This is a genomic window from Desulforhabdus sp. TSK (assembly GCF_022836495.1).
Lineage (GTDB): Bacteria > Desulfobacterota > Syntrophobacteria > Syntrophobacterales > Syntrophobacteraceae > Desulforhabdus.
Genome location: NZ_BQXM01000029.1, coordinates 16,590 through 39,800 on the forward strand (window position 1 = coordinate 16,590; position 23,211 = coordinate 39,800).

At 57.1% G+C, this 23,211-nt stretch carries 19 protein-coding genes; 10 read left to right on the forward strand and 9 right to left on the reverse strand.

Annotation, left to right across the window (positions count from 1 at the left end; all coding sequences use genetic code 11):
- Positions 1–41 precede the first annotated feature (41 nt).
- From MWC30_RS15735 to fabD, 3 genes are all read right to left on the reverse strand, one after another.
- Positions 42–1,205: a dual specificity protein phosphatase family protein gene (locus tag MWC30_RS15735; RefSeq protein WP_244085151.1), complete on the reverse strand. Its 1,164-nt coding sequence runs from the start codon at positions 1,203–1,205 to the stop codon at positions 42–44.
- A 92-nt stretch (positions 1,206–1,297) separates the two neighbouring features.
- Positions 1,298–3,871, reverse strand: a complete 2,574-nt coding sequence (locus MWC30_RS15740) for a PEP/pyruvate-binding domain-containing protein (protein WP_244085152.1) — start codon at positions 3,869–3,871, stop codon at positions 1,298–1,300.
- 76 nt (positions 3,872–3,947) lie between these two features.
- A complete protein-coding gene (gene fabD, locus MWC30_RS15745; RefSeq protein WP_244085153.1) occupies positions 3,948–4,868 on the reverse strand; it encodes an ACP S-malonyltransferase in 921 nt (306 codons plus the stop codon).
- Positions 4,869–5,126: 258 nt separating this feature from the next.
- Here fabD and MWC30_RS15750 point away from each other — a divergent pair, with 258 nt between their 5' ends.
- From MWC30_RS15750 to MWC30_RS15770, 5 genes are all read left to right on the forward strand, one after another.
- Entirely contained in the window at positions 5,127–5,267 is a 141-nt protein-coding gene (locus tag MWC30_RS15750) for a hypothetical protein (RefSeq protein WP_244085154.1), read from the forward strand.
- 158 nt (positions 5,268–5,425) lie between these two features.
- Positions 5,426–6,010 carry a phospholipid-binding protein MlaC gene (locus MWC30_RS15755; RefSeq protein WP_244085155.1) on the forward strand — a complete coding sequence of 195 codons (585 nt, stop codon included), beginning with the start codon at positions 5,426–5,428 and terminating at the stop codon, positions 6,008–6,010.
- A 43-nt stretch (positions 6,011–6,053) separates the two neighbouring features.
- Positions 6,054–6,731, forward strand: a complete 678-nt coding sequence (gene radC / locus MWC30_RS15760; RefSeq protein ID WP_244085156.1) for a DNA repair protein RadC — start codon at positions 6,054–6,056, stop codon at positions 6,729–6,731.
- A complete protein-coding gene (locus MWC30_RS15765; protein ID WP_244085157.1) occupies positions 6,728–7,735 on the forward strand; it encodes an NAD(P)H-quinone oxidoreductase in 1,008 nt (335 codons plus the stop codon). The genes radC and MWC30_RS15765 overlap by 4 nt, the downstream gene beginning before the upstream one ends.
- A 48-nt stretch (positions 7,736–7,783) precedes the next feature.
- Entirely contained in the window at positions 7,784–8,578 is a 795-nt protein-coding gene (locus tag MWC30_RS15770; RefSeq protein ID WP_244085158.1) for an ABC transporter ATP-binding protein, read from the forward strand.
- A gap of 426 nt (positions 8,579–9,004) precedes the next feature.
- On the opposite strand, the gene MWC30_RS15775 is transcribed toward MWC30_RS15770, so the two are convergent.
- Positions 9,005–10,042: a VUT family protein gene (locus MWC30_RS15775; protein WP_244085159.1), complete on the reverse strand. Its 1,038-nt coding sequence runs from the start codon at positions 10,040–10,042 to the stop codon at positions 9,005–9,007.
- 482 nt (positions 10,043–10,524) lie between these two features.
- Entirely contained in the window at positions 10,525–11,688 is a 1,164-nt protein-coding gene (locus MWC30_RS15780) for an acetyl-CoA carboxylase biotin carboxylase subunit family protein (protein ID WP_244085160.1), read from the reverse strand.
- A gap of 443 nt (positions 11,689–12,131) precedes the next feature.
- Between MWC30_RS15780 and MWC30_RS15785 the strand changes: the two genes are divergently transcribed.
- The 5 genes from MWC30_RS15785 to MWC30_RS15805 all read left to right on the forward strand — a co-directional run bounded on the left by MWC30_RS15785 (position 12,132) and on the right by MWC30_RS15805 (position 17,866).
- The gene (locus tag MWC30_RS15785) at positions 12,132–12,701 is read left to right on the forward strand and encodes a DUF2889 domain-containing protein (protein WP_244085161.1); all 570 of its coding nucleotides are present in this window, start codon (positions 12,132–12,134) and stop codon (positions 12,699–12,701) included.
- 113 nt (positions 12,702–12,814) lie between these two features.
- Positions 12,815–13,543, forward strand: coding sequence for a protein-L-isoaspartate(D-aspartate) O-methyltransferase (locus tag MWC30_RS15790; protein ID WP_244085162.1), 729 nt, complete (start codon positions 12,815–12,817; stop codon positions 13,541–13,543).
- Positions 13,544–13,545: 2 nt separating this feature from the next.
- On the forward strand, positions 13,546–15,942 hold the full coding sequence (locus tag MWC30_RS15795; RefSeq protein ID WP_244085163.1) for an SAM-dependent methyltransferase: 2,397 nt from the start codon (positions 13,546–13,548) through the stop codon (positions 15,940–15,942).
- Between the two features lie 264 nt (positions 15,943–16,206).
- Complete coding sequence (locus tag MWC30_RS15800; protein WP_244085164.1) at positions 16,207–16,848, forward strand: nitroreductase family protein; 642 nt, start codon at positions 16,207–16,209, stop codon at positions 16,846–16,848.
- A 499-nt stretch (positions 16,849–17,347) separates the two neighbouring features.
- The gene (locus MWC30_RS15805) at positions 17,348–17,866 is read left to right on the forward strand and encodes an SRPBCC family protein (RefSeq protein ID WP_244085165.1); all 519 of its coding nucleotides are present in this window, start codon (positions 17,348–17,350) and stop codon (positions 17,864–17,866) included.
- Positions 17,867–17,940: 74 nt separating this feature from the next.
- Here the strand turns inward: MWC30_RS15805 and MWC30_RS15810 are convergent, their stop codons facing one another.
- The 4 genes from MWC30_RS15810 to MWC30_RS15825 all read right to left on the reverse strand — a co-directional run bounded on the left by MWC30_RS15810 (position 17,941) and on the right by MWC30_RS15825 (position 23,095).
- Positions 17,941–19,035: a DUF1786 family protein gene (locus MWC30_RS15810; protein ID WP_244085166.1), complete on the reverse strand. Its 1,095-nt coding sequence runs from the start codon at positions 19,033–19,035 to the stop codon at positions 17,941–17,943.
- Between the two features lie 90 nt (positions 19,036–19,125).
- Complete coding sequence (locus tag MWC30_RS15815) at positions 19,126–20,373, reverse strand: hypothetical protein (protein WP_244085167.1); 1,248 nt, start codon at positions 20,371–20,373, stop codon at positions 19,126–19,128.
- Positions 20,374–20,386: 13 nt separating this feature from the next.
- Positions 20,387–22,159 (reverse strand): SLC13 family permease, encoded by a 1,773-nt coding sequence (locus MWC30_RS15820; RefSeq protein ID WP_244085168.1) that lies wholly within the window; start codon positions 22,157–22,159, stop codon positions 20,387–20,389.
- A gap of 54 nt (positions 22,160–22,213) precedes the next feature.
- Positions 22,214–23,095: a universal stress protein gene (locus MWC30_RS15825; RefSeq protein ID WP_244085169.1), complete on the reverse strand. Its 882-nt coding sequence runs from the start codon at positions 23,093–23,095 to the stop codon at positions 22,214–22,216.
- Positions 23,096–23,211 lie beyond the last annotated feature (116 nt).

Here is a 23,211-nt window from a genome sequence, read left to right on the forward strand (position 1 = left end):
GGCACTAAGGTACTTGGACTTCTCCCTGAGACGCAGGCCGGTCAGGGGACGCGTCCCGCCAGGAGGGCGAAATAGTCCTGGACGAACTTGCCCGAAACCACCTGGGTGAGGGGGAAAAGGAAGCTCCTCCCTTCGAGCGTAGTCTCATTGAGAGCACGGAAGAGCTCTCGGGAGATTTCATAGAGTCTTCCATTGGCCTGATCCAAATCGTACCATGCAGGCCGCCTGTCTTCGGGAAAATCCTTCCACGCTCCGGGCTCTTCTTTGCCCTGGTAAATCAGGGGAAGGCCGAAGGCCCGGCACGCAATGGGGCGGTAGAAATAGGCGACGCATTTTCCTCCCACACTGAGAGGGCACCGGTACACCCCTGCCTCATGCGGCTCCCCCTGGAGAACTGTCGAATCGAGGCTCCCTTCGGCGGACTCGTAGGAAGGGATGATGGAGTCCGCTTCGAGAGGGGCCTTCTTCAAAAGGACTCGATTCGCCGTCACCGCCCGTTCAATGGCCGCCATCCGGTCACCCTGGTTCAGGGACTTGTTCAGGTAATGTTTGAGGTATGCGGCTTCGATGAATTGAAGGTGCAGATATCTGCCGCAACAGCCGTCGTTCTCCTGCCCGCAGCGTCCTGCAAGGGGAGGCGAAAGCGAAGAAACCGCGTCAAAGGCAATTTCCAGCTGCTCGACCACCTCCTCGTAGGCCTCGAAATAGGGGCTGAGGTCCACCAGGTGGTTTCCTGCCAGAGACGGTTCCCGAATGGTCAACTTTCCGGCCCGCTTCCCGTATTTCCTCAGAAGCCACCATTGGGAGAAGCTGCTCGGCGTGGATCGGAAATTCTTGAGGCGTTTTCCGGCCAGTTTGAGCCCGAATCCCCGGCGGAGAAGGTAGGAAGTCACGAAGGTTCCCGTCCTCCCGATGCCGAACCGGCAGTGAACCAGCACCTTCTTGCCGAGATAGATGGCCTCGTCGAGCCATGCCAGGGCTTTTTCCATCTCCTCCAGGGGAGGGGCGTTCTCGTCGGCTATGGGAAGATAATAGACTTCGAAGCCGTAGCTTTGTTCGATCTCGTGCAGATCACAAAATTCCGCACACAAATTGACAATGGCATTGATCCCCTGCTCCTTGATGGATTCCAGTTCGTCATAGGACATGGGAGCATGGGAAACCGCCAACTGATCCGTAACCCAGGTGAGTGTATGGGCAGGCATGGGATTATCCAATTCCGAGAAGCCCCCGGGGGTTCTCAATGGAATCCGGGGTTGCAGCGGCTTCCCTCTGAAGAACGTGCGGGGTTTTCTCGTCAATGGTCTGCATGATTTTCTCCATCCTGATTTTTCAACTGGAGAAATTCCTCCATGAGCTCGTCCACATCCTTTTTGCTTTTCAAGCGCATATCCACCAGGCGTGTAAAGCCCAACAGCTGTCCCGCCAATTCCAGCAGCCCTTCGGACGCCTCGGAAGAAGGCTTTTTCATGCGCGCCGCGATCATATCCCCTTCAGGATGGACTTCAAAACCATAATGTTGCAGGACCCGAGCCAGAAAGAGGACCCTCAACGTCCGTCCCAGGTAGTCTCCCCCACCCCCTTCAAAATGGAGCGTGATGTAATTTTCCCTCTCATTGGGACCGCAGTAAGCGTCCAAAACCACGAAGTGATACCCGAAGTGGATGTTCACATTGAGATAGTAACGGCCGATGAGGGCAAAGCTTGAAAGAAAGGGGGATTTCAGGCTGAAGATTCCACTGCTGACGCGGTCGAATTCCTCCCAGTCCAGGTGACGCAGGTTGGAGCTCCATTGAATGCCGGGATGGCTGAGCCCTTTCCACAGGGCCTTGAAGGGACGATTCAGGATATCCTCCAGCGCCACGTTTTTTCTCGACCAACGCGTATCCTCGGGCCGGACCCCCTCACCCAGGTCCAGCACATAGACGGCGATGGGAATGTCTGTGGCAAGCTTCCTGGCCCCCCTCGCCCTCCCGTGCCTGTCTGCTCCCGTGGAAAACATTTCCCCCACCGCCTTTTCATGGATGAAGCGGAGGAAATCGTGCAGGGTTTGACATCTTTCCGGACTGAAGCTCCTGGCTTTGGGGTCTGTCAGGTTCAAAGGAGAGATGTGCTTCAGGATCTCACGCAATCGCTTTTTGAAGGGCGTTTCCCGGTGGGCTCCACCGATGAGGCAGACAGGCTGCAGGCCTTCCGCAACGCTCCCCGCATACACCCGGGCCGCTCCCGCATCCACGGTGACCACTTCCCCATTCCGCAGGACCTGTGTCGCCGTTTGAGTGTTCACCAAAAGGGGGATGCCCCATTCGCGTGCGACGGAAGCAAAATGGCCTGCCACCGATCCCACGTCGGTCACGACAGCCCTCAGCCGGCCGATGATCTGGGTAAAACGGGGAGAAGTCGTCGGGGCCACCAGGACCGCGCCTTCGGGGACAGAGCCCAAATCCGGCAGGGAAGTCACCTGGACGACGGTCCCCGTTCCAATCCCCGAGGAAGCCTTTTCCCCTGCTGCCAGCAGCACCGGGAGGGAGATGCCCGGCCCGCCCTCCCGGCAATCTGCTGCCGGTACGGCATCCGCCACTCGCAGGGGCCTGGACTGAAGGAGGTAAAGCTCACCGTTGCGCCCCTTGCACCATTCCACATCCTGGGGCATGCCGAAATGCGCCTCCAGTTGCAGGCCCCACCGGGCCAGTTGCTGTGCACTCGCTTCGTCCAGCGAAAGCTCCATCCGTTCCGGCTCTTCCAGGGGAACGGTTTCCAGCTCCCCGCCCGAACCCAGCACCGCTTTATATTCCCTGGTACCCCACCGCGACTGGAGAACCTTGAAATCTTCCTCCCTTGAAATCTCAAGCAAATCGGGTGCGATTTCCCCTTTCACCAGCAGTTCCCCCTGGCCCCAGATGGAATAGATTTTCAGCGTTTGAGAAGCCGGATCCAACGGATCCCGGGTATACATGACCCCGGCCGATTCCGTATCCACCATCTCCAACACCAGAACAGCCATGGGCGTTTCCTGGTCCAGGAGTCCATTTTCGACCCGGTAGTAGAGGGCCTTGGGAGCGTATTTGCTCGTGATGACAGCCTTATATGCGTCCCCCAGTCGACGGCGATCCACTTGAAGCTCCGTTCGATACTGCCCCGCAAAAGAAAGGGCCGAATCCTCCCCCACGGCGCTGCTGCGCAGGCATACGGGGAAGTCGGACTTGCCTGCGCCGGAGAGGGCATCGTATCCTTTCAGGAGAGCCTCTTCCACGGCAGGGGGCATAGCGGCATTCAAAAACTTCGAGACCAGTTCGCGGGACGTTTCTTCCAGGGAGGAAGGAGAATGGATGTTCAGATCGGCGAGGGCAGCTTCGAGGTGGGGTCTCAATCCATTGAAGTGGCAGAAATGATGGAAGGCGGCTGCAGAGAGGGCAAAGCCCCTGGGAACGGGAAGGCGAAGCTCATTGTAGAGTGCGGCAAGATGGGCCGCTTTCCCTCCCGCCATCCCTTCGCTTCCAGGGCCGATGTCCTGGAAATTCAAAAGGAATGGAGCGGTGGGGGGCGGATGGGGTGTCAGCAGGAGAGGCTCCACCCGCGCCGAGACGGAACGGAAGCGCTCAGGCAATGCGCCGTAGCTGCGGGGGGCCATGAGGGAGAGACTCTTCACCATTCCGGACACGGCATGCATCAGTTTCCCGCAGGTTTTTTGCACAGCATGGAAATCGACGGACGCCCCATCGTGGTAATAGCTTTCCAGGAGAGCCATTTCACCGTGGGCGGCGCGATCGAGATCCAGGAGCTCTTTAAAAGCCTCGTATTTCGTTCGCAAGCGTATTTCGGGAGAGAATACCCTGCCGGCAATGTCTCTTAGAATGTTCACCAGTGACATATCGCCTCCCCTTCCAAAGCAGATGGCGCCACGGCGAGTGCTCAAACCGTCCGGGAACAGAGAACGTCATGCACCTTTACTGGTTGGCTTGCAGGAAACTGGCCAGACTTGCAGTATCTTCCACATTCTGGACCTTTGCGTTGCGATTGATGCGGCGCATGAGCCCCCGAAGGACCTTCTTGGGCCCTACCTCCACGAAGTGAGTGTGGCCGTCCGCCACAAACTTCTCCATGGACTGACGCCAGAGGACGGATCCGCAGATCTGTTCGACCAGCTTCCCGGGCAGCTCTGCAGCGCTCTGCAGGGGCTTGGCGTCGATATTGTTGATGACGGGAATTTGAGGGTCGTAGAACTTGCATCCCCTGACGATGGGCTCAAACTTTTCGCGGGCTCTGCTCATACAACGGCTGTGCCACGGCCCACTGACATTGAGCTGCACGCATTTTTTCGCCCCGGCTTCGTCGCTCATGGCAATGGCCTTCCGGATGGGTTCCACCCGCCCCGTGAGGATCGTCTGTTCGGGTGAATTGATATTGGCAATTTCCACGTCGCAAAGCCGGCAGATCTCCTGGAGCTTGTCTCCCTCGAGATCCATGACCGCCGCCATGGCGCCGGGCTCCTGCTCGGCAGCCTCCTGCATGAGGGTCCCACGCCAGCGCACCAGAGTCAGTACATCCTTGAGGCTCAAGACTCCGGCCGAATAAAGGGCGCTGTATTCACCCAGGCTATGCCCCGCCGCAGCCACGGGGTAGATTTCATGGAGCTGGAGCACTGTGAAGCACGCCAGATTCACGACGGTAATGGCAGGCTGCACGTTCTGAGTCAAAACCAGAACGTCTTCGGGACCTTCAAAGCAGAGCTTGGCCACATCCATTTCGAGAATATCACTGGCATGGGAGAAGAGCTCACGCACCTCACTGTAAGTCTCGTAGAACTCGATGCCCATCCCGACATATTGCGATCCCTGGCCGGGAAAGAGGAAGACCCAATCATTCATCCCTGAATTCCTTTCAGAGGTTGTCATGCCCAACGGAGAACTGCTGTTTCAGGTTTTCGCTCGCTTATCATCAATCTGCCCCGTCTTGTCAAGGTCATTATCATCATAGCAAAATGCCCGAAAGCAAGTCTAGTACATCGCAGCCAAAGGCAAAACCTGGCCCGGGAGGTGGAGTGTTGAAGTCCCCCCTTGAAGGGGGATTTAAGGGGATTTGCCGTGAGGCTCATAACCCCCCTGCCCCTTGCTCAAGGGTGTTGAATGAAAGTCACCCCGCTGAAAACCGGGGACCGGAAGGTTTTTTTATTTGCCTGGAATCCGACTTTCGCCGAAATGACGAAAGTTGGTGAAGCAACGATATTGCCCATGGAGGTCGCGGAGATTGCACTTCAAGAAAATTGATCGCGCTGTTTGGGAATTGTTGTTATAATTTTAAAGTTTGTCCGATCAAAGAGAGCGGTTTGGAGCATTATCGGTGTGAAGAGCATGAAGGAGGAGAATTAGGAATGGCGGCAGCAAGAAACAACTCGTCAATATTAACATATACTGCATTGATTTTTATGATTTTTTTGCAACCATGCCTCACTGCGGCCCCCGCAGCCGCCGATCAGGGTCCACTGCAGGTCATTCAGTCGGGTACGGACCGGGCCCTGGATATCATCCACAGCTCAAAATCAGGTAAAGCCCCCAGTATCCGGCAGCGCAGAGCCGAAATCCTCAGCATCGTGGATGAATATTTTGATTTTTCTGAAATGGCCAAGCGCGCCCTCGGACGCCCCTGGAAAGACCAGTCGCCTGATAAGCAGAAGGAATTCGTGAGCCTTTTTAAACAGCTCCTGTTCAATACCTATGTGGATCGGGTGGAAACCTATACCGGCTCCAACGAAAAGGTTGTCTACGATGTGCAGGAGGTCAAGGGGGACTACGCTTTTGTCAAAACCCGGATAATCAACTATCAGGACACCGATGTTGCCGTCGATTACCGTCTCAAGGAGGAAAAGGGTAATTGGAAGGTCTACGACGTCATCGTGGAAGGGGTGAGCCTGGTCAGCAACTACCGCAGCCAGTTCACTTCCATTCTGGCCAACGAATCCTTCGATGCCCTGCTGGTCAAGCTGCGTCAAAAAACAACGGAATGGAATTAGCGGTTAAAGGCTGCTCCTTTGCACACTGATGCGGAGTTTTTCCATGAGTATCGGCCCGGAGGGACACAGGCAGCGCCTGAGGGAAAGGTTTGACCGCAGCGGCTTCGATGGATTCCACGATCACGAAGTGCTGGAGCTGGTCCTCTCCTATGCCATTCCCCGCCGTGACGTGAAATCCATCGCCAGGGAGCTCATGGAAAAATTCGGGAGTCTGGCTGCGGTCTTTGACGCGCCCCGCGTCAGCCTGGAGCAGATCAAAGGAGTCGGAGCGCACGCCGCCATTCTCATCAACACGATCCCGCGGCTCATGGACCGTTATCAAAAAGACCGTTGGAAGCCCAATCCCACGTTCAACTCCACCCAGGAAGCCGCTTCCTACCTGTCAGCCTCTCTGAAGACGGAGCGAAGCGAAGTCTTCTGCATCCTGGCCTTGAGCAGCCGCAACGCACTCATTGCCATGGAACAAATCCAGCGAGGAAGCGTCAACCGTACCGCCGTGTTTCCGCGCCTTGTGGTGGAAGCAGCACTGAAGCACCGGGCGACCGCCGTTATCCTTGCCCACAATCACCCCGGCGGCGATCCCAATCCTTCCTCGGCGGACCGGCAGCTGACCCGAAAGCTGAACCGGATTTTGAAGGACCTGGACATCCTGGTTCACGACCACATCATCATTGCCGGCCCCAGCCACTACTCCTTCGCTGAAAATGGAGGCATGGAATGAATCCACCTCTCATGCAGGCCGTAATCGTCAGGGAACCGGTCCAAAAAGGGGAATGGAATGCTCTCGATTGCGCCACGATTCCCCGTCCCGCTCTGCAGCCGGGTGAAGTTCTCGTACAGGTGGAAGCCTGTTCCGTCAACCGCGCCGACCTCCTCCAGCGGCGAGGGCTTTATCCACCACCGCCCGGGGCATCCACCGTTCCGGGACTGGATTTTGCCGGATTTGTGGTGGAAAAGGCCCCCGATGTAGAGGGTTGGTACGCCGGCGACAGGGTGTTCGGCATCGTTGCCGGGGGAGGCTACGGCCGGTATGTGGCCGTTCCTGCCGGGCATCTTCTCTCCATTCCCGAAAACCTCAGTTTCATCGAAGCCGCCGCTTCGGCGGAGGTTTTCTTCACTGCGCTCCACAACCTGTTCCGCGAAGCCGCCATCACCGCCGGGGAACGGCTTCTCCTGCACGGCGGAGGAAGCGGCGTCGGGACTGCCGCCATTCAACTGGCGCGTGAAGCCGGGGTCCAAACGATCATCACGGCAAGCAGCTCCCAAAAAATTCAACGCTGCCTGGAACTGGGAGCCTCCCACGGCATCAACTACAAGGAGGAAGATTTTGCTTCCCGCCTCCTGGAAATCACGCAGGGCAGCGGCGTGGACGTCGTCCTGGATTGCATCGGAGCCCCCTACCTGGCCAGACATCTGGAAATCCTGAACACCCGCGGCCGCCTGGTGCTCATCGGCCTCATGGGCGGGGCCAGGGCGGAGATCCCTCTGGCGCCCCTCCTGACCAAGCGGCTGCGCATCATTGGGTCAGTCCTGCGGAGCCAGTCCCAGGAGGAGAAGACAGCCCTGGCTCGCGATTTCCAGGAGCACGTGATTCCGCTTCTGCAAAGGGGTGCGGTCCGTCCCGTCATCGATCGGGTTTACCCCATTTCGGATGTGGAGAAAGCCCACGGCTACCTGCAGGAAGGGCGGCATTTCGGCAAGATCGTTCTCATCCAGCAGACGTAAACTTGAAAATTCCCTCGACAACCGAGACCCATCAAGAAAGACACCCCATTGAATGCAGAATGGATTTCCCTGGAAGATGTGACGTTTGTGCGCAGACAGCGTGTGATCCTGGATCGTATCCACTGGACGGTTCAGCCCGGACACCACTGGGTCGTCCTGGGAGCCAACGGGTCGGGCAAGACGACCCTCCTCCAGCTCCTGGCGGGCTACCTCTGGCCCACACGCGGACAGATCATTGTTCTCGGTGAGCGGTTCGGTCAGACGGATCTGCGGGAGCTTCGAAAGAAGATCGGATGGGTGGGATCTTTCCTGCAGGCTCAGATCCCCTCGACGCAGAAACCCCTGGACCTCGTTGTGAGCGGCAAATACGCCTCCATCGGCATTTTTGAAACACCCGAAGCAGAAGACTATCGGCAGGCTCGTGAATTGGCGGTGCGGCTCAAATGCCAGGATATTCTGGACCTTCCCTACGGGGTTCTTTCTCAGGGCGAAAAACAGCGGCTCCTCATCGCGCGCTCCCTCATTCACCACCCCAGGCTCCTCATCCTGGACGAGCCCTGCTCGGGACTGGATCTGGTGGCCCGGGAGCAGCTCCTGCACACCCTGGATGAACTGGGGCGGGCACCGGACGCTCCCTCCATGATCTTCGTGACACATTATCTCGAGGAGATCATGCCCGCCTTTTCCCACGTTTTCCTGCTGCAGGGCGGGCGGTGCCTGGCTCAGGGGAAGAAAGAGGAAATCCTCCGCTCGGAGCTGCTGAGCCAAACCTTCAGCATTCCCATCCAGGTGAAGGAGGAGGCGGATCGCTACTGGACCCGGGTGGCATTGGAAGCAGTTTGAGAACTCCCTCTCCCTCGAGGGAGAGGGTTGGGGTGCATGGATGTATCGTTGTATACTGCGAACGGGTAAAATCTTGACTTTTGTAGGAGCGGCTTCCAGCCACGATTCTGATGGAGCCAGCTATTTCCATCGCGGCTGGAAGCCGCTCCTACAGGATCATCAATAAGTCACGATCTTATCCGTTTGGAGTATAGTATTAGAAGCTGCCTGAGAAATGAGTCGATCGCTTTTAGCATCGACCTTCTTCCGTCATTCCGGCGGTCTTCAAGCCGGAATCCAGTTTTTTGGATGGGCTGGATTCCGGCTTGAAGACCGCCGGAATGACGAGCAAACGAATTTTACACAGTCAGTTACAGCATTGAACGCACCAGGTTCCGTAAAATCCCAAAAGTGCTTGACCCAGTACGCCAAACCCAGCCCGTTTCTTCACGGTTCATTGTGGCCGTTCCCGTTATGGGGGTTAAAATCGGAGTAAAGCAGCTCCATGCAGTCCGGGCATATCCCGTGGCTGAAGACAGCCTCCGAATGCTCCTGGATGTACTCTTCGATCTGCTGCCAGTAGCCTTCATCATCTCGAATTTTCTTGCAATTGGCACAGATCGGCAGGAACCCCCTCAGGACCTTGATCTCGGACATTGCCCGCTGCAGATCCTGTATGAGCTTCTCTTTTTCTTTCTCCACCCGCTTCCTCTGCTCGATTTCCTGCTGAGCCAGGCTCAGCTCCACCTGAATTTCGGAAAGCTCCTTGAGAATGGTCAAGACCGGCCGATTCTCGAAAGTCATACCGACTTTTTTGTTCTGCCAGTTCAAATAGAGGTATAAAAACGGGCACGCAAACAGGGAGATGATCAGGCGGCTCAAGAACGTGCCTTTCATGATGTTTATGTATTGTGGGGTCCCCAGGAAGGCGCCCGTTGCAAACAAAAGCACATCCAGCCACATGACTCCCAAAAGGGTCAGAAAGGCCCTGAGCCAGAGCTGGATTTTCAGGGTCGGCCTGCCAAAATACTCCCAGGCAATTGCCAGGAATATCAGATCGACGACCGTCGTGAAGACGGAAGCACTGTTGATGCGAAGACTGGGCATGGGCACGTATCCCAGGGGACTGTCACCCGAAACTCTCGCCTGCAGTTGCAGAGCAATGGCGATGAGGGGCACCATGATGGACACTCCCGCCACCGTAGAAATCGCGATGCGCGTGGCACGAGGCCCGTCAAACACGTACACGACAAACACGCCCAACAGCAGGGAGGTGTAAAAAACAGCCGAGCCAACCATGAAGGTGACCCCTGCAACCTGCACGCTGACTCCGGCATCCGTCACCCACGACATGACCGCCGTGATCCCCCCCAACAGGGCATAAAACGGGGCAAGCCCTGCGCGCACTCGCAAAGAATGCGTCCACAAGACGCAAAAGTAAACCAACATGGCTTCGACAATGAGAATCGTCAGATCTCTGCTCATGAACAATGGCACTCGCCGCTAAAAACGCTGTTCTATCTCCGCCCGAACTGCCTGTGCATTCGGTCCCCCAACGTATCGCTCCAAGGCTTATCCGTGAATGGGACATGCCTTGTCAAGAACTTCCGGAGGCCAGAGCAGACCGGGTGGGATTGTGTGCTCGTAGTGCCGCCTTTTGCATGAAGACGGCCCCTTCTCACGCAAAGATCATCGCGGTCGAGCCGGCAGAATCGACGATCATCGGAGGCAGAGGGCCTGGAGCTTATGGAATGGAGTGCATGAGTGAGGGCCTCACTCGGATCATGAACAAGGGGCAGAAGGATTCAATGACAATGCTGGAATTCCAGGGAGTGTTGAACGAGGGGCCGGGTGTTCAGCCCCTCAGAAGCTGTTGTTGATGGCATCGCCCCCTTCCCAAAGAGCGAAGCCATTTGTACCCAGGTTTCCACTTTCGGCAGGGCGACTTCCCAGGCGAAGGCAACATGCTACCCGCACCGAAAAACCAGCTCTGCCAAATTCAGCAGATCTTCTTCGTCTGGAGAACGAAAAATGTAGCGATATTGCCCCATTGCCTCCTGAAAAATCATGGGGTTGGGTCCATGCTCGACCAATGCCGGCCCGAGTCTGGCCAGCACCTCTTCATGGGACAGGGCATACGGGCGCTGCCGGCGGCCGGCATACGCCGTGTAACGACGTTCGCCCCTCACCGGATCCGCACGACCCTGGACGGCCATAGCGGCATAGATGGCATAGAGGTCCATGTCCGCACTGTAGTTCATCATGTCGAGGATGGGGCCCCCGGGAGGCCTGGCATTGATCTCGATGGGCCGAAATACCCCGTCACGGTGGAAAAACTCGAAGTGGAAAAATTTGCGGCGGATGCCGAAGGCCTTCACGAGCTCCCGTCCTATGAGCGTCAATCCATCTGGAATCGCCTGATGGACATAGAAGAAGGTATCCCGCCCCTCTACGCACTCCAACACACCGGACCCGTAAACCAGGCTGCTCTCAGACAGCACCTGTCCGTCGTGATCCGCCAGGCCATCGTATGTGACAATGGGGGCATCGATCCACTGCTCCAGGAGATATTCGCCCGCCAGCTGCGGCAGCACACGCTCAAGGTCCTCCGGGCAGGTCAAACGATGGATACCGGCAGCACCCACCCCTTCGTCGGGCTTGAGAATCAATGGATAACCCAAATCCTCAGCCAGCCGCATGGCCTGGCTGCCGTCCTTTACCAGCGCGGCACGAGCCACGGACAGGCCGCACCTCTGAAAAACCTTTTTCATGACCGACTTCTTTTTCAGCCGGTCGATCTGATGAGGGTGCAGGCCTTCGATGCCCAGCCTCTCGTTGAGGAATGCCTCCAGCCTCAGCCATGTTTCGTTGTGGGATTCGACCATGTCGAAGTGTCCCGGCGTCCCCGCCGTGGCCTTTGCGCGCAGCAATTCTTCAGCAGCCGCCATGACCGCACCCGGTGAGCTCAAATCACAACGCACGTACCAGGCAATGGCCGAACGCAGGTGCTCCGGCATATCATAAAAATCCGCCTCACCCAGGGCCCAGACACGGGCTCCTGCGTCGCGCAGACGCAGAACAAACTGAGCATAATTGGGTGGAAATTCCGGGGAAATGTATAGAAAGTCCATAGGCCACCTGTCGTGAAAAGATTTCGTCCCGTCTGAGCGCCGGGTGTGAAAGCTCTTGAGAAGACCGCATGAATGATTGTTTATAGCATAAACAAGATCATGAGAGGAACAATTCGTCAACTTGTACCAGGTTCTGCAGGCAAACATGCTCATGTCATGAACGTCACCCCGGTGGGAGCCAGGGTCCAGAAAACCCCGTGAACCCTGGATTCCGGCTTTCGCCGGAACGACGGTACATCCATCTTCCGGAGGAGCGAAAGACTTTGTCTGCAGAGCTCCGTCCAAATGCTCAAGGCCATCTGTTTTCTGTTGACAAGAAGGGCTCACATGGATGTTATACTCCAGTGCATATGGCTTCGAGCTGAAAGCTACACCAGGCGACCTCACCTGGGACTCTGTCCCCTGAATGTTCCATTTCTAACGGTAAAGCAGCAGGACGACTCATGTCACTTTTCGATCAGATCCAAAATGAGCCCATCCAGAATCGGCAAATCAATATCAGCAGCCACGTTTACGATGAGCATCACATCCTCGTATGCGGAGAATTGCATGACCGCCGCCTTGTGACCACTTATTACTTCGACGGAAGGCGGCGCGAAGCCGATTCAGTGCACAGGATGCGCATCTGCATGAAGATTGATACTGCAACATTGACTATTACGGAGCTGGAAACAGAAATGCCCTGCACACCTCACTCTCAGTGCCATGAAACCCAGCAATCACTGAAAGCCATTGTAGGGTCCCGCCTTGTGCCGGGCTTCAGCGGCCAGGTGCATAAGCATGTCGGGGGGCCGAAAGGCTGTATCCATTTGACCACCCTGCTCCTGGCCATGGCGCCCGCCGCTCTGCAGGGCTATTGGACACAAACCGATCGCGATCCCAAAGGGCGTCGCATCAGCAAGGAGCATCTCGATCGCTACCTGGTGAATTCCTGCTATGTGTGGCGCGAAGATGGAGACCTCATCAAAAAGGTCACTCGCCACGGTGAAGCCGATGCAGAGACATCATCCTGAAGAGATCGGGCACCTTTTCGCCGACGGCACTTAGATCATTATCAGAATAGCGGGATTTCAGCTCCTTGCCATGGCACCCCTCCTCTGTCGGCATGCGAAGCACGAGTGAAGCCATGAAACCTCTCTTTTTTTGGAACGTATTCCTGCTGTTTTTCTGGTGGTCGCCCCTGTTGCAGGGCAGCGACTTTGATGCTGAGCGGCAAAAAATGCTGAAAGAGGTGCAGATCGATGCGACCGAGACGGCCTCTTACATCGGCAGCTCAGCCTTCAGTCCGGCCGTCATGGCTGCCATGGGAAAAGTCGAACGCCATCGTTTCGTGCCGGCCGACCTGGTCGATCAGGCGTACCTCAACCGTCCCCTTCCCATCGGCCATGGACAGACGATTTCCCAGCCCTATATCGTGGCCCTGATGACCGATCTGATGAAGGTCGGTGCCGGTGACAACGTGCTGGAGATCGGTACCGGCTCCGGGTACCAGGCGGCTATTCTCGCGGAATTGGCCGGCTCGGTTTACAGCATCGAGATCATCGAGGCATTGGGCAAGGAGGCGGAAAACCGGCTGCAATTGCTCGGCTACCGCAATGTGAAGACAAGAGTGGGCGACGGCTATTATGGCTGGCCCGAAGCAGCTCCGTTCGATGCCATCATGGTGACAGCCGCCGCCAGCCATGTGCCCCCGCCGCTGATCCAACAGCTCAAACCGGGGGGACGCATCGTGATCCCCCTGGGCACTCAATTTTTGACCCAGTTTCTCATGCTGGTGGAGAAAAAACAGGATGGCTCCGTGACGACCCGGCAGCTCCTGCCGGTGCGTTTTGTTCCGCTGACCGGCGGGCATTGACGATGCTGCGCCCTCCCCTCATTGCCATCAGTATACTTTCCGCCTGCGTGCTGGCTTATGAGGTGGTGTTGACGCGATTGTTCAGCATCATTTTGTGGCACCACTTCGCCTACATGATCATCAGCGCTGCCATGCTGGGCTACGGCGCCGGCGGCACTGCGCTGACCCTGTTGAAAGAAAAGTTCTCCCGACACTATCGCACGGCATACGTCCTCGCTGCGACAGCTCTCGCACTCCTGATGCCCGTCTCGTTCATCCTGGCCCAGAAAACTCCCTTCAGTCCTCTCGAGCTCCTCTGGGATCCTAGGCAGCCGGTTTGGCTGCTCGCCGTCTATCTTCTCATGATGCTGCCCTTTTTCTTCGGCGGGCTCAGCATCGGTCTTGCCTTCACCCTCTTCGGAAGGCAGGCGTCCCGCATTTACGCTTTCGACATTTTCGGCGCAGGTGTGGGCAGTCTGGGCATCATCGGCATCCTGTTTTTCCTCTCACCTTCCCGCGTACTGATTGTCCTGGCGGCTTTGGCTCTGCTGGCTGCCGCCATCGCTGTCATGGAACTGAGGATGCGTCCCCGATGGCTGGCTGCGGCCTTCCTTGGCCTGGCTGCGGCGGGAATGACGGCAACCCCCGACCTCCCCGTGAACCGTTCTCCCTATAAGGACCTCAGTCAGGCTCTGGAGATCCTCGGGTCGAGGGTGATGGAAGAGCGCAGCGGCCCCCTGGGGCAGATGACTGTAGTGGAAAACACGCATGTGCCTTTGCGTGACGCCCCCGGGATGAGCCTGAACGCCACGAGAGAGCCGCCGCCCCAGCTGGGAGTCTTCGTGGACGGAAACGGTCCTTCGGCGCTGACGCACTTCGACGGCATGCTCGGGCCGCTGGACTATCTCGGGCAACTCACCTCGGCACTGCCTTATCAGATCCTCCATCAGCCCCGCGTCCTGGTGCTGGGTGCGGGCGCGGGAAGCGATGTGCTGCAGGCACTCTATCACGGCAGCTCCGCTATCGATGCCGTTGAGCTGGACGGCAACTTCATCGATCTGGTCGGCGGGCGTTTTCGTGACTTTGCAGGAAACCTCTACGGCCTTCCCAACGTGAAAGTTTACCAGGCCGAGGCACGCGGGTTCGTCAGCACGAGCCGGATGCACTATGACCTGATCCAGGTGGCCCTGCTGGATTCATTTGGGACTGCCTCTGCCGGGCTGTATGGCCTGAGCGAAAGCTACCTCTACACGGTGGAGGCTCTACAAACCTATCTGAACCGCCTGGCACCGGGTGGAATACTTGCCTTCACCCGGTGGCTGACACTCCCGCCGCGTGATATTTTGAAGCTGTTCGCCACTGCGGTCTTTGCCCTGGAGCGGAGCGGAGCTGCCGACCCCTCCATGCGAGTGGCCATGATCCGTGGATGGAAGACTGTAACGCTTCTGGTGAAAAACGACGATTTCTCCCATCTGGAAATTGCCGCCATCAGGGAATTCAGCCGCACGCGATCCTTTGATTTGGCCTACTACCCGGGGATGCCCCCTGAAGAGGCGAATCGTTACAACCAGCTCCCGCAGCCCTACCTGTTCGAGGGAGCTCTCGCGCTGCTGGGGCAGCAGCGACAGGACTTCATGGATCGATACAAATTTTACATTGAGCCGGCAACCGATGACCGCCCCCATTTTTTCCGTTTCTTCAAGTGGGACACGGCCAGGGAATTATTCTCCCTGCGGGAGCAGGGGGGCATGCCGCTGTTCGACTGGAGCTACCCGCTGCTGGCGGCAACTTTGCTGCAGGCCTGTGCGGCCAGCGTTCTGTTGATCCTGCTGCCGCTGGCCTTGTCTCGTTGCCGGCGTACTTTGCCCAGCGCCTCGGTGGCCTCATATTTTCTCGCCATCGGACTTGCCTTCATGTTCATGGAAATAGCCTTCATACAGAAGTTCGTGCTGTTCCTGTCTCACCCCCTCTATGCCGTGTCCGTAGTACTGTGCTCTTTCCTCGTGTTCAGCGCTGCAGGCAGCCGGCTGGCCGGGAGCCGGCAAGCCCCGAACAAGGTCACCTGGGCAATTACGGCCATGGCAATCCTGACTCTCAGTTATCTCATCTTTTTGCCGGGCCTGTTTCAGTCCTTGATCCATCTGCCCGATGCGGTGAAAATATTTATTTCCATTTTGCTGATCGCTCCCCTGGCCTCATGCATGGGCGTGCCCTTTCCCAGCGGCATGACGTGCCTCGCGTCGGCGCACCCGGAGAGCATTCCCTGGGCATGGGCCATCAACGGCTTTGCATCGGTGGTGGGGGCAGTCCTCGCCACATTGCTGGCGATTCACCTTGGGTTTGCAGCGGTCATCGTCCTGGCCGTCGTCATTTATGCGGGGGCGTGTGCCGTGGGCAGAGGTTTTCTGACGGTCCACTGAGGGCGCTGAAGAGCGCATCAAGATAGAGTATATGAGGAACAAAACTTATAATTTGATGGCTCCCTGTTTTTGTAGGAGCGGCATCCTGCCCTGACGGTGAGCCAGTCGCGGCAGGATGCCGCTCCTACAAAGATGAAGTCTGCAGTCCTCAAAGCGTATACATCCAGACCGACGCGTCATGCTGCCGTGTCTTCCCCGGGAAGCCTGAGAATGCTTTCAGACTGACGCGTCATTGTTGTCAGAACATCCAAAAGGAGACCTCCCATGAAAAAGACCCCGACCACTTTTTTCTTTTGTATTTCTTTTCTCCTCATTTTTTCATTTTGCGTCCATGCCGCTGGTCCCATTCAGCTTCCCCCTCCCCAGACGGACAGCGGAAAACCCCTGATGCAGGCGTTGAAGGAGCGGAAGACCGTGCGGACCTTCAGTGACGAAAAACTCCCCCTGCAAACCCTGTCAAATCTGCTCTGGGCAGCCTTCGGCATCAATCGCCCCGACGGCAGGAGGACCGCGCCATCGGCAAAGAACTGGCAGGAGATCGACATTTTCGTCGCCACATCCGAGGGCCTGTTTCGCTGGGACGCCGGGAAAAACCTGCTGGATCCAATCATACCAAAGGACGTGCGAGCCATGACGGGCACTCAGGCATACGTTCAGAGTGCGGCCGTGAACCTCCTGTATGTGGCGGATTATTCCAGAGTCGATGGCGGTGGGATGGACAAGGATGTCCTCGTGGGGGCCGACACGGGCTTTATCAGCCAGAATGTCTATCTGTTCTGCGCATCGGAAGGTTTGGCGACGGTGGTGCGAGCCGGGATCAACAGGGATGCCCTCGCCAGGGAAATGCAATTGAAGCCGGAGCAGAAGATCATCCTGGCGCAGTCGGTGGGCTATCCTGGAAAGTAGGCGGGTTTGGAGAGACGCCCAAAACAACCGAGAATGTGCATGAAGTGCACGCTGCTCAGGTGCCTGGTACAATACAATCCATTAGAGTTACCACCATTCAAATCGCCGTCCTTCAGCCGGAATCCAAAGAAAAAAATGGATGCCGGCTAAAGATCTGCCTGCATGACGAGAAGCGTAATGGACATCTTATTCTGTGCAGGTGTACTAAGCACCCTTCCGTGCCTGCGAGCAATTGCCTGCAGCGTCAGGCCAGCAGAGCACGCCAAACCGTTGGTTACGCTCTTTAGCATCCATCACTCGCGGCGAGCTGCATTTCATGCACCATTCGTACTGAGGGAAATGCCGGCGTCAAAAATGGTGCGTGAAACGCACTCTACATTTTATGGCAAATGACGGATGAACGGACAGGACGGGGTTCTATTTCTTGCTGGACGCCCGAAGCACCAGGCAAGAAATAAGGATCTTTCCTGCCTGTCCCTATCTTTGGGGAGGCTTTTCCATGAATAGAGCTCAAGAATTCACCATCGGTTTTGAAAAGGCCGACAAGCGGACCCATGTGCTCAAAACGACTATGAGCCTTCCTCTGGAAATCGAAACGGTTTTCGATTTCTTTGGCGATGCCGGAAACCTCGAGAGCATAACGCCGCCCGAGCTTCACTTCCACATCGTGACGCCCCGCCCCATCCACATGAGGAGGGGGACTCGCATTGACTATCGCCTGCGCCTTTTTGGCATTCCCCTCCAGTGGCGCACGGAGATCTCCTCCTGGAACCCTCCCGAACAGTTTGTGGATGAGCAGATACGGGGACCTTACAGGCTCTGGGTCCACACCCACCGCTTCCGGGAAATGGACGGCGCGACCTTCATCGAGGACGAGGTTCACTACCGCCTCCCCCTGTGGCCGGCAGGAGAGATAGGTCATCCCCTGATACGGGCTCAACTGACGCGGATTTTTCGCTTCAGACAACGGACCATAGCGGAAAAACTTCTGAAGACCCGGCAGCCGCTACACACCTGACTACAGGTACGTCATGGAGGGCAGTCCCTTCCGCCGTTGCCGGTAGGGAATAACCGGCATGGAGTCCTTTCGGACTACAGGTACGTCATGGAGGGCAGTCCCTTCCGCCTCCTGACAGCCTCCAGCATTCCAACGTTTCCCGTCATCATGTTGTCCCCCAGGGGGGCTCCGAACGTGATGGGGAGATCGGAAGTCTCCAGCAGTCTGCGCCTGGGACCTGTGGCGATGATGGCCTCGACATTCTCGAACCCGAACCCTTTCCGCGTGTAGGCTCCGTGCCCTCCCTCACTGAGAATCTGCTGATGGTCCAGCGCACCGTCCGCCAGGCTGCGCAGAAGCAGCTCCAGTTTGCCGAGGCTGATATCGCGGGTATGGTATTCAAAGAATCCCGCCAGCTCCTCTCCCACGAGCGCCGCTCCCACCGTATGGGACGTTGCGATATCAAGCACCAGGATATTCCGGCGCACTGTGGCGTTCATATCCATGGATGCGCCCAGGATGGCTGCAAAGCCACTGTCCATGACATAAACCTCCCTCGTGGGGAGCTGCGCCGCGGATTGGGCAATGGCCCTCAGGCGATTGAACGTCGCCGGGACGTCCGCGCCCTCGAACAGCAGGCGCTCGGGGAAAGGATTTTCGTCCAGGCGCTCCTTGAAGAGATTGTGTCGGTAGTCCAGGTGAGAAATGCCTTCGGGCGGCATTCCGTGATCCTGGGCACAGACAGCCACGATGTCGAAGTCGAAAGGCACGCCGAATCCCCTTACGATCTGCTCGAGCCGTTCCATGGGAAGATCCGTCAGATGCAGCGTGCTGAAGGTTCCAGCGGAAGCCAGGTCTTCCGCCATCTCATCCGTGACAATCCTGATCCCCAGGGATGAGACCCGATCGAGGCTGTGGCCGATGGTCATGGCCGCTGACGCAGTCATGAGCACCTCCGACGATCGGCCGCGCTGGCTCAGCACCTGCGAGAGGGCCCCCCCTCCCATTTCACTTCCGGTGATGAGGAGATTTCCTGTCAGCCTTTCAGCTTCTTCACTCACGCACGGGACCGGTGACTTCACGACGGCCTTGTAGTGGGTATGGGACGAGCTCTCGAAGTAAAGGACATCCATCGTCCCGGCCCCGACATCGATAAAAAGATATCTCGTTTTTTCCTCTAACCTCGTCATCAAAAATCTCCTGATGGGTCATCGCCCCTTGAGCAATGTAATGGGAATGGGACAGGCGTCACCGGGAGAGGGGCGCCACCTCCCATGGTGTCAGAATCCAACCTTCTCCAGAAGATCGATACAATGGGGCGCATCGCCCTCCACGACGCTGACTTTCCGTGCAAAATCCTCGTGATCCTCAAAAAAAGCCTCCAGGCTATGCTTCCCGTGCGACCAGTCTTCTCTCACCGCCACGTCCGGATTTTTCTTTTGTCGAGCCTTTTCCTTCTCCTGTTCCTTCTCCCAATCCTCCTGGCGGTCGGCATCGATCTCCCGGACGGGATACGTGAGGTGCACGGTGAGCTCTCTCCCGAGGCTCGCGTCCAGCAGCATTTGCAGCGTCGCCCGTTCGGGGTTGCCGTACTCTCCATTGCCGGAGAACACGTAATGGTCTGCCGTGATACGCTGAAAAAAGTCCGGATCGACATTCCGGTCACTGCCATGATGCGGCATCTTGAGGATATCCACATGCAGGGTGCCGCCTTCTTTCATGAGGCCGGTCAGTTCCAGACCTTTCAGAATTTTGTCGCTCCGGGCGTCGCCCGTCAGCAGAATCCGCTTCTCCTCGACTCCGGCAAGGAGCACAAGGCTGGACAGGTTGGCGACCGAATTGTCGGTGAGGGCAGCCAGGCTTGCCGCCGCCGGCTTATCGTTCCTGCGGGCCTTGAGGAATGCATCGTGGTCCTTCTGCAGGGCAACGAGATCCGCCTGCACGGGTCCAGCCACCGTGAGGGTGAGTCCCCGCCCCATGTCGACAGGCTGGCTGCCGGGAGTCGCCATCACGAGCCTCCCCTGGGATTCGGGGTTGAGGCGAAAATTGAGCTTCCTGGCATCGTCGCGCAGCCGAAAGCCCTGCGCCACACTGGCGAGGACCATGGCGGCAGCGGGATCGAGCCCCTCCAAATCGGGCTCGCCGCTGAGGGCAGCCGCTCCAAAGGATGCTGTCACTGCGGAAAGGATCTCCTCAGGGCTATTGCCGACCAGGTCATCGAAACTGTTGTGCCAGAAGCTGCGGACCTTCAGTGACAACGGCCGATGAGAATCCCTGGCAAGCACGAGCTCCCGGGTCATTTCGAGGATGCCGTTGATGTGGTCATCGTCGATATGGCTGACCATCAACAGATCCACCACCAACGGGGCTTCAGGAGCGATACTGCGGGCTTGCCTGATCTGCCCCAGTCGAGGCTTCAAATGCGGCCTGTAGACCTGTCCCGGTCCGCCGTCGATGATGGCCAGACCCGGATCTTCCCGCGTTCCGTAGTGAAGCAGGAGGCAGTCCCCCTTGCGGGCACGCTGCACATCGAGACTGAAACTAAAAATGCCACACGAACGGAATGAGCAGGGAGCTCAGCAGCCAGGTAACAATCACAGCAGGGATGCCCAGCTTTATAAAATCAGCAAAACGGTACCCCCCCGGCCCGTACACCAGCAGGTTCGTCTGGTATCCAAAAGGAGAGGCAAAGCAGCAGCTCGCACCGAAGCAGACACCGATGATGAACGGCCTGGGGTCGACTCCGAGGGAAAGTGCGGTCGAAATGCCGATAGGCAAGAGCAGAACAGCGGTGGCGTTGTTGCTGACAATGTGACTGATGAGGCTGGTCAGCAGGATGAATGCGCTGAGGATCAGGGCAGGGCTTTGTCCTCTGAACGGAGCCAGAAATGCCTCGGCGTAAAGCCTGGCTGCACCGGTTTTTTCCATGGCCGTTCCCAGGGCGATGGTGCCGATGATGAGCATCAGAACCTTTACATCCACCGACCGGTAGGCATCTCTCAACTGCAGGCACCGGGTGATGATCATGAGAAAAACGGCGGTAACGGCCGCCGTCACGATGTCCATAAAGCCCGTCGACGCGGCGACGATCATGCCGGCAAAAATTCCCAGGGCAACGGGCGCTTTCTTCTTGTTGATGATTTGATGATGAACATCCTCCAGGACCATGATGTCCGGATTGTTTCGCAATTCATCCAGTTTATCCCTCGTGCAGTGAATGAGCAGCACATCACCCGTCGACAGCTTCAAATGCCTCAGCTTTTGCCGTGAATAATGTATTCCCTTCCGCTTCACCGCAATGAATTGAACGCCCAGTTCCCTCTGCAGGTCGGCCTGGACGGGCTGCTCTCCAATGAGCTCGGAGTCCGGCGGGATGATCAGTTCCAGGATAAGGGAATTTTCGTCATGGGCAGCGAAATTGAGTCCCTCGACCTTGTGGGCCAGGTCCAGGAAGCCGTCATGGAGCAATGCGACCAAATCATTGGCCGTCCCCTTGACAAAAAGAATGTCGTCGACGGTGAGCGTCGCCTTCTCCCGCTCGGGAAAACGGATGACAGGACCTCGAATCACTTCAAAAAGCTCGATGCCGGGATACTCCCGGGAAAAAAACGACAGGGGCTCCATTCCGATGAGCAGGCTTTCCGGAACAACGGAAAACTCGGCCAGGTAGCGTGGCGCGGCGTCGCCTTTCAGTTCGCAGACCGGCGCCTTGTGCTGAGGCATGAGGACAGGCGCCAGGAAAAAAAGCAGGGCGATGACGGCGACCGCGATGAGCACCCCAACAGGGGAAAGCTCGAACATCTTGATGGCGCCATAACCATATTTGACGCTCAAATCGCTGATGATGATGTTCGTCGAGGTCCCGATCAGAGTACAGGTGCCCCCGATGATGGAGCTGAAGGAGACAGGAATGAGATACCTGGACGGGCTCAGCCCATATTCGCAGCAAACCGTCATGATGATGGAAACGAACAGGATGACGATGGGAGTATTGTTCAGAAATGCCGAAGGGACGGCTGTCCCGAGCATGGCCATGATCAAAATGCGCTTGTCGCTGCCCTGCGAGTAATCGATCATTTTCTCGCTGACGAATCCCAGCGCCCCGGTGCGCATCAAGCCTCGACTGAGCATGAACATGGAGCCCACGGTGATGACCGCGGGATTGGCGAAGCCTGTCAGTGCTTCCGTCGGGCTGAGCACACCGGACGCCATCAAAATGACCAATAGTCCCACAGCCGTCACATCGATGGGGATTTTTTCCGTTATCAGGAGGAAAATCATCACGACAAGGATCAGAGAGATAAACCAGACCATACGTGGAGATCCTTTTCGTTCGGCTTCATTTTGACCGGAGAATGCGCGAGGCAATCACCCGCTCACGGCCCTGGGAATCAGGAGGACCGGACAGGTCGCCATTCGGGCGATATTGTAGGCCACGCTGCCGAGGAAAATCTCCGAGACGAGGCCTTTGCCCTGAGTGCCCATGACCACCAGGGAAAAATCGATTTCATTCATGACGTCAAGGATGATGGAAATAGGATTCCCCTTGGTAAAGCGACTGTGGACCTTGGGAACTCCTATCTTTTTGAAGCGAGCTTCCACAGCTTTCAAGAGGCTCCGGGCCGGCTTTTCGTCCGGCTTTAACACAGCGGTGGGATGGGATTCGACTCTCTCCAGGGTATGCAGCACGGTGAGCTCCGAAAGTCCTTTGGAAGCAAGAGATTCCAGGATCGATGCGGCCTCTTCGGCAATTTCGGAAAAATCGGTGGGAAAAAACACGTGGCGCAGGAGCTCCGTGGTCCGCAACTGGCAAATGGCGCCCTGCCCGTTCTCCCTGAGTCGCTTGACGTTGATGAGAAGAATGGGGAAGAGAGCATGATGCAGCAGTGCATTGGAAACGGACCCGAGGATCGCCTCCCGCCAGGCAGATTTCCCATGCGAACCGACGACGAGGAGCGAAGCCCGATGGCGTTGGGCCACTTCATTCAGGGACAGAGCGGGAAGACCGGCAGGAGTTTCCACCACCACGCGAAACCCCTGGGACTCCAACTGGTTCTTTTGTTTTTCCAGCTTCGGGCGGTCTTCTTCGGACAAAAAAGTTTCTGCCGCCAAATCTCCAACCAATTTCGCTCCCAGAACATGAGTGAGGATGACCTCTTCACATCCCAAGACCATGAATTCCCGCGCGCAGGCAACAATGTCATCCCAATCGGCCGAAAGATCCGTAGCCAAAACGATCTTTTTAAACATGGCGGAACCTCCTGGAGCGTTGATGACCTCATGCTGCACGAATGTACTCCTTCAATCAACCTGTTTTTTATCCTCTCGATCCTATTTTGGGGCCTCATTGTGGATGTGCTTCGCCA